Annotated in this window: 11 protein-coding genes and 1 pseudogene; 9 read left to right on the forward strand and 3 right to left on the reverse strand. The window is 60.4% G+C overall.

Features of this window, described 5'->3' with window-relative positions:
- On the forward strand, positions 1-307 hold a 307-nt coding region (locus WB402_RS07295), incomplete at its 5' end, for a dienelactone hydrolase family protein (RefSeq protein ID WP_424206418.1).
- The gene (locus WB402_RS07300; RefSeq protein WP_424206420.1) at positions 304-1,332 is read left to right on the forward strand and encodes a hypothetical protein; all 1,029 of its coding nucleotides are present in this window, start codon (positions 304-306) and stop codon (positions 1,330-1,332) included. The genes WB402_RS07295 and WB402_RS07300, both read left to right, overlap by 4 nt.
- Here WB402_RS07300 and WB402_RS07305 read toward each other — a convergent pair.
- A complete protein-coding gene (locus WB402_RS07305) occupies positions 1,329-2,318 on the reverse strand; it encodes a ribose-phosphate diphosphokinase (RefSeq protein WP_424206422.1) in 990 nt (329 codons plus the stop codon). The genes WB402_RS07300 and WB402_RS07305 overlap by 4 nt on opposite strands.
- Positions 2,319-2,461: 143 nt before the next feature.
- On the opposite strand from WB402_RS07305, the gene WB402_RS07310 reads away from it, so the two are divergent.
- From WB402_RS07310 to WB402_RS07320, 3 genes are all read left to right on the forward strand, one after another.
- Positions 2,462-2,797 carry a DUF6763 family protein gene (locus WB402_RS07310; protein ID WP_424206424.1) on the forward strand — a complete coding sequence of 112 codons (336 nt, stop codon included), beginning with the start codon at positions 2,462-2,464 and terminating at the stop codon, positions 2,795-2,797.
- Between the two features lie 257 nt (positions 2,798-3,054).
- Complete coding sequence (locus tag WB402_RS07315) at positions 3,055-3,279, forward strand: DUF2934 domain-containing protein (protein WP_424206426.1); 225 nt, start codon at positions 3,055-3,057, stop codon at positions 3,277-3,279.
- A 91-nt stretch (positions 3,280-3,370) separates the two neighbouring features.
- A complete protein-coding gene (locus WB402_RS07320) occupies positions 3,371-3,562 on the forward strand; it encodes an acetyltransferase (RefSeq protein ID WP_424206428.1) in 192 nt (63 codons plus the stop codon).
- A 76-nt stretch (positions 3,563-3,638) separates the two neighbouring features.
- On the opposite strand, the gene WB402_RS07325 is transcribed toward WB402_RS07320, so the two are convergent.
- A complete protein-coding gene (locus WB402_RS07325) occupies positions 3,639-4,724 on the reverse strand; it encodes a galactose-1-phosphate uridylyltransferase (RefSeq protein WP_424206430.1) in 1,086 nt (361 codons plus the stop codon).
- A 156-nt stretch (positions 4,725-4,880) separates the two neighbouring features.
- Here WB402_RS07325 and dapA point away from each other — a divergent pair, with 156 nt between their 5' ends.
- Positions 4,881-5,759 (forward strand): 4-hydroxy-tetrahydrodipicolinate synthase, encoded by an 879-nt coding sequence (gene dapA / locus WB402_RS07330; protein WP_424206432.1) that lies wholly within the window; start codon positions 4,881-4,883, stop codon positions 5,757-5,759.
- Positions 5,760-5,788: 29 nt separating this feature from the next.
- Complete coding sequence (bamC, locus tag WB402_RS07335) at positions 5,789-6,910, forward strand: outer membrane protein assembly factor BamC (protein WP_424206433.1); 1,122 nt, start codon at positions 5,789-5,791, stop codon at positions 6,908-6,910.
- Here the strand turns inward: bamC and WB402_RS07340 are convergent.
- The gene (locus tag WB402_RS07340) at positions 6,898-7,089 is read right to left on the reverse strand and encodes a hypothetical protein (RefSeq protein ID WP_424206435.1); all 192 of its coding nucleotides are present in this window, start codon (positions 7,087-7,089) and stop codon (positions 6,898-6,900) included. The genes bamC and WB402_RS07340 overlap by 13 nt on opposite strands.
- On the opposite strand from WB402_RS07340, the gene WB402_RS07345 reads away from it, so the two are divergent.
- Positions 7,012-7,743 carry an MBL fold metallo-hydrolase gene (locus tag WB402_RS07345; RefSeq protein WP_424206437.1) on the forward strand — a complete coding sequence of 244 codons (732 nt, stop codon included), beginning with the start codon at positions 7,012-7,014 and terminating at the stop codon, positions 7,741-7,743. The two genes, WB402_RS07340 and WB402_RS07345, sit on opposite strands and share 78 nt — an antisense overlap.
- An 8-nt stretch (positions 7,744-7,751) precedes the next feature.
- Positions 7,752-8,717: pseudogene (locus WB402_RS07350) on the forward strand (phosphoribosylformylglycinamidine synthase); the annotation flags it as partial.

Consider the following 8,717-nt stretch of genomic DNA (forward strand, 5'->3'; position numbering starts at 1 on the left):
ACTCAAGGCGGCCGCGGCACTCGGGCCGATGATCCGCGCCGTGGTGTCGCGAGGCGGCCGCCCCGATCTGGCGCTCGACGATCTCCCGCGCGTGCAGGCGCCGACGCTGCTGATCGTGGGCGGGGACGATGACGTGGTGATCGAGCTCAACCGCCTGGCGTATCATGAGCTGCGCGCCGAAAAGGAATTGCTGATCATCCCCGGTGCCACCCACCTGTTCGAAGAACCCGGAACGCTCGAACAGGTCGCCACCGCCGCGGCCCACTGGTTCGCGAGGCATCTGGCCGGAAAGCGAACTGAACCATGAAGCCGCTGTCCAGGCGTGAATCGGTTCTGGATCAGGAGACCAAGATTGCGCGGCTGCGGCAGCCGCAAACCTATCCGGAGAAGCCGGCTCGCGTCGAAGCGGTGGAAACCCACATGTCATGGGTTTTTCTGACCCCGCACCACGCCTTCAAGCTCAAAAAACCGGTGCGCTACGATTATCTGGATTTCAGCACGCTCGCGGCGCGGAAGAAAAGTTGCGAAGAGGAAATGAGGCTGAACCAGCGTCTCGCGCCGGGCGTGTATCGGGGGCTGGTGGCGCTCACGATGAACGCCCGGGGAGAGATGCAGATCGAAGGGCAGGGCGAGGTGGTTGACTGGCTCGTGAAAATGCGCCGGTTGCCGGCGGAGCGGATGCTGGATTACCTGATCCGGCATCAGGCGCTTGAGCCTGTGGAGCTGCATACGGTGGCGGAAAGGCTTGCCTATTTTTACCGGGAGCGTACTCCCCAGAAAATCAGCGGCGAAGAATACCGCAGGCAGTATGAACATAATCTTCGCGCGAATCACGAAGCGCTTGCCAATCCGCTATTCGAATTGCCCGCGGCGCTTGTCGAATCTGTGCACGGCGCGCAATGGAAATTCCTGCGAAGCGCCCCGGAGCTGTTCGACCGCCGCGCGGCGGAAGGAAGGATCGTCGAGGGGCACGGCGATCTGCGTCCGGAACATGTCTGCATGGAATCTCCGCCGGTAATCTTCGACTGTCTGGAATTCAACCGCTCCTTCCGTATTATCGATGCGGCGGATGAACTAGCGTTTCTCTCCATGGAGTGTGAACGCCTGGGCGCGTCGCAGGTCGAGCAGGAGCTTTTCCAGGCCTACTGCCGGATCACCGGCGATCATCCGCCGCCCCCCCTCGTGCATTTCTACAAGGCACATCGTGCCTGCTTGCGCGCGCGGCTGGCGATCTGGCACCTGCGCGATCTGGAGAAAAGCGTCTGGCCCCGCTGGCGTGCCGTCGCCGGGGAATATTTGCGTCTGGCCGAGAGTTACGGCGGCAAATTCTAGGTTTCAAGCAGTTCCACCAGCGAACCGCCGGCGTGTACGCGCCGGATGGCTTCCGCAAATAGCGGGGCGGCGGGAAGGACGACGAGCTTGTTCCGGGCCAGATCCGGATCGAGACGAAAGGGTGGGATCGTGTCGGTGACGATAAGCTTGTCCAGCTCCGTGCCGGATAACAGGCGGTTTGCGTCGCCGACGAAAATACCGTGCGTGGCAGCAGCATAAACTTTTTCCGCGCCACATTCCCGGCACGCGGCGGCTGCATGCCATAGCGTTCCCCCGGTGCTGATGAGATCGTCCACGATGATGGCGTGGCCCGCGACTTCGCCGATCAGCCGTCCGGCGCGCATCACGCCTTTCGCGCGCGCTTTTTCCATGAAGGCCACATTCAGTTCACGGTTCAAGGCGCGGCCCAGTGCCTGACGAAAGCGCTCGGCCCGCTTCATCCCGCCGATGTCCGGGGACACCACCGTGATTTGAGGTTCCTCTTTCAGCAGCGACGCAAAGTGCGCCACGAACAGTTTGGTCGCTTCCAGATGATCGGTGCGGCAACGAAAGGCATTCTGGAAAGCGGCGAGATTGTGCACATCCATGGTGATCACGCGATCGGTGTCCGCGGCCTCGAACAATTGTGCCACGTAACGCGTCGTGACCGGGTCACGCGTTTGGGTCTTGGCATCTTTCCGGGCGTAGGCGAGATAGGGAACCACGGCCGTCACGCGTCCAGCGGAAGAATCTTTGAGCGCGCCAATGAAAAACAGCAGGCGAACCAGCTTGTCATTCACGCTCTGTTGCGAACCGGTATAAAGCGAATGAATGACAAAGACGTCTTTATTGCGGATATTAACCAACGGGCGGGATTTGTGTTCGCCATCCTCGAATTCTCTTTCCTCGCAGGCGCTCAGACTGATTCCAAGTTGCCGCGCCACGTCTTCGCCGAAAGAACGGCTGGTCTGAAGTGCAAAAAGGACTGGCGCCTCGTTGTTAACCATTTTCGTCGCCGATAGAAATCTCTGCCTGATAAGCAGATACTACAGGTGTATTGACGTTACTTTGACAGGCGTCAAAGACGGCGCTGGCTGAATGTCAATAAATTGCACGTATTAAAGGCGTCAGCGGAAAGAGGAGGTGCGCCATGACCACAGCGCTCAAACCCGTGATATCGCAATGGTACCGCCATCGGGACAAGGGCCAACAGTTTTATGTGACCGCTTTGGATGAAGAGGCAGGCACGGTTGAAACCCAGCATTTCGACGGCGATCTCGAAGAGATGGATTTCGATGACTGGCATCAGCAGAGTATCGAAGCCATAGAGCCGCCTGAGGACTGGACGGGACCGGTGGACAATATCGCACGCGACGATCTCGGCTATTCCGAGACGGATATGACATCGGAAGACTGGCAAGAACCCTTGGAGGAGAAGGTGCAAGCGGCGGAAAGCGAGGAGGAAGAAGAACTTCACGAGGAATGATGGCAGTAATCCGAAATTGTGTACCCAAATATGATGTCGCCACATCGACATCCGATTGCGCCAAAATCGATGGGAATATCATGAAATACTGATACGCGCGGAAAGTGCCGCCTGCCGCAGTCGACACAGCATTTGCGCCTTTTATATGACTTGGACTTTGACACGGGTGTATATTAATAACGTATGTTGATATTTAACGCGGTTGTGAAGCGTTACGTTTTTTATTTTCAGCGTTCATTGATTACGGAGGGACCGTCATGGCCAAGACAGGATCGTTCAGAAAGGACCCGAACAAAGGAACCGCGGCAGTCACCGACCGTGGACAACCTGTTTCATCCAACGAGCGCCAGCGCATGATTGCCGAGGCGGCTTACTTCCGTGCCATGCAGCGCGGCTTCAACGGCGGTGATCCGGTGGACGATTGGCTGGTCGCCGAAAGGGAGGTCAACCGCCTGCTTCCCGCTCGGCAACATCAGAAATAACGGATGGATGCCGAGCGTGATGAGCCGCCGCGCGCCGGGAGGCGGTGAGACCGCGCAGTCCGGAGGGAAATCCGGGGCAGGAGATAACCGCATGAGCGATCAGGACCTGAAACGGCGTGTCGCCGAGACCGTGCGCGACGCCTGCCTGAAGGCGGCGCGCGAGGCCTATGAAAATGGCGGCATCAGCGGTCTGTGCGAGGAAGGTCGCTGGGAGTGCGCGCTGGATGCCATACGCTCACTGGATATAGAGGTTGTTATAGCCTCGTTAGGTAATCACAAATAAAGCAAAGCGGCATCGCCTGCGCTGCGAAGATCTTTTTCTCCCCATCCTCGGTCAACTCTATAATAAATAAATAATCTTACGAAATCTCCACTGCCCGCAGCTTTTCCGCCGCCGCTTCCGGTGCCACGGTGTTGACGAACAGCCCCGAGCCGAGCTCGAAGCCGGACGGAATGCTGGTGCGCGGGGTTATCTCGATGTGCCAGTGATAACTGGCCGCGCAATCTTCGAAATCCGCGTCATGCGGGAGTGAATGCAGGAAGTAATTGTACTGCGCGCCGCCGAGCACGGCGTCGAGCCGCGCCATGGTGCGGCGCATCACGCGCGCCAGGTCGTCCAAATCATCCTTGGAAATACGCAGATAATCGCTCTGATGCGCGAGCGGCAGGATATGCACTTCCCACTCGTAACGGCTGGCGAATGGCTTGATGGCGATGAATTTTTTCCCGCGCTCGATCACGTACTGGCCAACGTTGATTTTGCGCCGGATTTCGCCCGACTCGCGGTCGTAGATGGTCGCCTCGAAGGTCAGCGCCTCGTCAATCAGCGAGCAGAAGATACAGTGATGATTCTTTTGGTAGAACGCGCGGCTGTTCGTGACCTCCGCCTGCACGTTGTCGGGGATGACCGGCATGGCGATCACCTGGCTGTGGGTATGTGCGATGGAGGCGCCGGCTGCCGGGCCGAAATTCTTGAACACCAGCACGTAGCGCAGCCGCTGGTTGGACCGGTAAAGCTGCTCCATGCGGTCGCGGTAAACGGAGAACAACAGCGCCAGATGCGGCTCGCTCATTTCGTGAATCGCGACGCCATGCTGGTTGTGGTCGATCATCACCTCGTGCCGGCCGTAACCGTCGATGGTCTGCTGCAATCCAAAGCTCAGGTTGGGATTCGAACGATCGTCGCCCAGCACCGGGTAAAGATTCTCGACGATGCGGATTTCCCAGTTCTTCTCGGCGGGGTAGGCCGCGATCACGGGCGGTGTCATTTGCTCGTTGCCGGTGCAGAACGGGCAGGTTTCCACGTGGGTGCGCGCGTCGCGCGGTGCAGACGCCTCGCCTTTTTTCGGGCGCATGCTGCGCGCGGTCGCGATCAGTACTGACTCGCTCGGCACGATGGGATTGATGCGGATTTCACGCACCGGTTTCGGGGCGGGATCGGTCATGGGCCGGCAGCTTAAAACAGGGCGAGCAGCGGCGCCACGACAATGCGCTGATCGGCCCATAAAACAAGGCGCTTAATGGGCTGGCTGCGGCTTGTCATCGGAGGAGGGCGCAAGTACCATGCGCCTTTCCCCGATACATTTTCAGGTCTGTTTCTTATGTTCCAAGGCAGCATGGTGGCCCTGGTCACGCCCATGAACGAGGACGGGTCGCTCGACCGGTCGGCGCTGCGTCGCCTGGTGGATTTCCATGTCGAGAATGGCACCGATGTCATTGTTGCCCTCGGCACCACCGGCGAGTCACCCACACTCGACATGGACGAGCATTGTGAGGTAATCCGTCTCACGGTGGAGTACGCTAGGGGGCGGGTGCCGGTGATCGCGGGCACGGGCGCGAATTCCACCACCGAGGCCATCGAACTCACGCGCTGCGCCGAGCACGCCAGGGCGGATGCCTGCCTGCTGGTAACGCCTTACTATAACAAGCCGACCCAGGAAGGACTGTACCTGCATCACCGGGCGATTGCCGAGGCCGTGCCGATCCCGCAGATACTATATAATGTCCCCGGACGCACCGCCTGCGACATGCTGCCCGAAACCGTCGAACGTCTCGCCGCCATTCCTAATATTGTTGGCATCAAGGAAGCGACCGGTAACCTGGACCGCGCGCGCGACATTCTGCGCCGCTGCGGGGACAAACTGGATCTTTATTCGGGCGATGATGCCACGGCGCTCGATTGCATACTGCTCGGCGCCAAGGGCGACATCTCGGTCACGGCCAATGTCGCGCCTCGGCTGATGCATGAAATGTGCAAGCTCGCGCGCGCCGGCAAGGAAAAGGAGGCGCGCGCCATCAACGACCGCCTCATGGGCCTGCACAAGAATCTTTTCCTGGAAGCCAATCCGATACCGGTGAAGTGGGCACTAAACGAGATGGGGCTGATCAAAGGGGGTATCCGCCTGCCGCTGACGCCGCTATCGTCGAAGCATCACGAAACCGTGCGATCGGCCATGCGCGCAGCGGGTGTAATCACCTGATCCATGAGTGTTTTCAATACCGAGGTTCCATGACGAAACGATTCGCCACCATCCTCCTTTGCCTGCTGGCCGCGCTGGCCGTCAGTTCCTGTCAGACTATCGTCGATAAGCGCAAGATCGATTACAAGTCCACGCGCACGCTTCCGCCGCTCGACCTCCCCCCGGACCTCTCGGTCCCTGAGGGCGGCAAGGCAGCGACCGAAACGGCACCGGGCCCGGCAACCTATTCGGGATTAGCGACCGAAAAGGGAAACTCAACGAAGTTGTCCATGGGCGGGGATTTGCTGCCGGAATTCAGCGACATCCGCATGGCGCGCGACGGGCAGATGCGCTGGCTGGTGGTAAAGATGCCGCCTGAGCAACTTTGGCCGAAGGTACGTGAATTCGTTCTGAGCAACGGCCTCATTATCGACAAGGAAAATCCGCAGACCGGCATCATCGAAACCGACTGGTCGGAGAACCGCGCGAAAGTCGGCACGGGTTTCCAGAAGCTGCTCGCCAAGTCTTTGGGGACGCTGTACTCGACCGGCACGCGCGACAAATATCGCATCCGGCTCGAACGCGACACGGCGCCGGGAACCACCGACGTATACATCAGCCAATTCGGCATGCAGGAAGTCGTCGTGAATCAGGAGGGCGCCGCGGAAATCGGCGAAACGCGCTGGGAACCGCGTCCTACCGATCCGGGTCTCGAGGCGGAAATGCTGCGGTTGCTGATAGTGAGCCTGGGCGTGAAGGAGGAAAAGGCGAAAGGCATGATCGAACCGCTTGTCGCGACGACGCCACCCGAGCGCGCGACACTCGCCCGCCAGGGTGAGGACACATCGCTCAACCTGCCGGAGGATTTCGAACGCGCCTGGCGGCGTGTCGGGATTGCGCTCGACCGGACCAGCTTCACCGTGGAAGACCGCGACCGTTCGAAGGGGCTCTATTACGTGCGTTACATCGACCCGGACAATCCGCAGAAAAAAAAGGGCTTCTTCGGGCGCCTGTTCAGCGGCAAGGAAAAGGAGAAGACGAACGAATACCAGGTTCTCGTCAAGGGCGATGAGAAGACATCACGGGTCGACGTGCTGAACAAGGACGGCACGCCGGAGCAATCCAAGACGAGCGAACGAATCCTGACCCTGCTTTACGATCAATTGAAATAGGCGGGTGGCGACTGCGGAAATCGAGCAAACGGACACAGGCTGAGCGTGCCGGACTGCGGTTCGGCATCCTCGGTAGCGGCAGCCGCGGCAATACCGCGCTGATCGAATGCGGTCGCACCCTGCTGATGCTCGACAGCGGATTTTCGGCGCGCGAAACAGCGATGCGCTTCGAACGCCATGACCGGAGCCCCGACAAGCTCAGTGCCATCCTCATCACTCACGAGCACGGCGATCATTGCCGCGGCGTTGCCAGTTGCGCGCGCCGCTTCGGCGTGCCGGTGTGGATGACCGCCGGAACTTTCTCCGCCCTCAAGGGCCAGTTCGATGCGGACGCCGACATCCGACTGATCAATCCGCACGAACGCTTTGCCATCGGCGATATCGAGGTGCAGCCCTTCCCGGTACCGCATGACGCGCGCGAACCGTGCCAGTTTGTATTTACGGACGGCGACACGCGCTTCGGTTTTCTCACCGACATCGGTTCCATCACCTCGCATGTCGTGGAAATGCTGGGCGAGTGCGACGCGCTCGTGCTCGAATGCAATCACGACGCGCGCATGCTGCGCGACGGGCCCTATCCGCCGTCGCTCAAGGCGCGCATCGCCGGCGAACACGGTCATCTGGAAAACGGCGTGGCGGCGCGCTTATTGTCGCAAATTGCCACGCCGCGCCTGCGCTACGTGGCGGCGGCGCATCTGAGCGAGACCAACAACACCCCGGCGCTGGCGCGCGCGGCGCTGGCGCGCGCCGTGGACTGCGAGCCGGAATGGGTCGACGTCGCCGAGCAGGACGAGGGCCTGGCCTTTTACAACGTATCCCAGGTCTGGGTGTAGCCAAGCGCATGACGAACCGAATACCCGAAACCTCTAAAGCCCCGCCGATCCTGTCGCTGCGCGGCGCGCCGGCGCTGTCGCCGTTCCGGCGCGACAAACTGCTGGCGGAAATGCGCGCGCGCGTGCCGGCCATCGCCAACGTCACGGCACTCTATTGGCATTTCGCGGCGCTCGACGGAGAACTGAAGACGAATGAACAGACGGTGCTGGCGCGTCTGCTGACTTACGGCCCCAAGGCTGATACGCAGGCGAAACCGGACGGGGAGTTGTTGCTGGTGGTGCCGCGCCTCGGGACCTTATCGCCGTGGTCCACCAAGGCCAGCGATATCGCGCATTGCTGCGGCCTCAAGCAGATCCGGCGTCTCGAGCGCGGCGTTGCCTGGTATTTCACGAAAACTGACGGCAGTCCGCTGACGGCTCCCGAGCGCGAAGCATTGGTGCCGCTGATCCACGACCGGATGGTGGAGAACGTGCTGCCTGATCTTGCGCAGGCGGCGCAGCTGTTCCGCGAGGACGCGCCCTCTGCCCTGCGCGTGGTGGACGTGACCGCCGGCGGGCGGAATGCGCTGGTCGAGGCCAATCGCGAGTGGGGATTGGCGCTGTCGGAAGACGAAATCGATTATCTGGTCGAGAACTTCATCCGCATCGGGCGCAATCCCACTGACGTCGAGCTCATGATGTTCGCGCAGGCCAACTCCGAGCATTGCCGGCACAAGATTTTCAACGCCGACTGGATCGTCGACGGCAAGCCGCAGGAACATTCATTGTTCGGCATGATCCGCACCACCCACGCCGCCAATTCCAAGGGCACGCTCAGCGCCTACGAGGATAACGCCGCGGTCATCGAGGGCGGGCGCATCGGGCGTTTTTTTCCCGAGCCGGGCAGCGGTGTTTATGGCTATCACGAGGACGATACTCATATCCTCATGAAGGTCGAGACCCACAACCACCCGACCGCGATATCGCCGTTTCCC

This window comes from Sulfuricaulis sp. (genome assembly GCF_049587675.1).
Taxonomy (GTDB): domain Bacteria; phylum Pseudomonadota; class Gammaproteobacteria; order Acidiferrobacterales; family Sulfurifustaceae; genus Sulfuricaulis.

Bases quoted from the DNA above. Each gene is read 5' to 3' on its own strand.
- dapA (WP_424206432.1), top strand. From the start codon at position 4,881: ATGTTCCAAGGCAGCATGGTGGCCCTGGTCACGCCCATGAACGAGGAC.
- WB402_RS07310 (WP_424206424.1), top strand. From the start codon at position 2,462: ATGACCACAGCGCTCAAACCCGTGATATCGCAATGGTACCGCCATCGG.
- WB402_RS07320 (WP_424206428.1), top strand. From the start codon at position 3,371: ATGAGCGATCAGGACCTGAAACGGCGTGTCGCCGAGACCGTGCGCGAC.
- WB402_RS07315 (WP_424206426.1), top strand. From the start codon at position 3,055: ATGGCCAAGACAGGATCGTTCAGAAAGGACCCGAACAAAGGAACCGCG.
- bamC (WP_424206433.1), top strand. From the start codon at position 5,789: ATGACGAAACGATTCGCCACCATCCTCCTTTGCCTGCTGGCCGCGCTG.
- WB402_RS07305 (WP_424206422.1), bottom strand. From the start codon at position 2,318: ATGGTTAACAACGAGGCGCCAGTCCTTTTTGCACTTCAGACCAGCCGT.
- WB402_RS07300 (WP_424206420.1), top strand. From the start codon at position 304: ATGAAGCCGCTGTCCAGGCGTGAATCGGTTCTGGATCAGGAGACCAAG.
- WB402_RS07340 (WP_424206435.1), bottom strand. From the start codon at position 7,089: ATGGCGTTCGAAGCGCATCGCTGTTTCGCGCGCCGAAAATCCGCTGTC.
- WB402_RS07325 (WP_424206430.1), bottom strand. From the start codon at position 4,724: ATGACCGATCCCGCCCCGAAACCGGTGCGTGAAATCCGCATCAATCCC.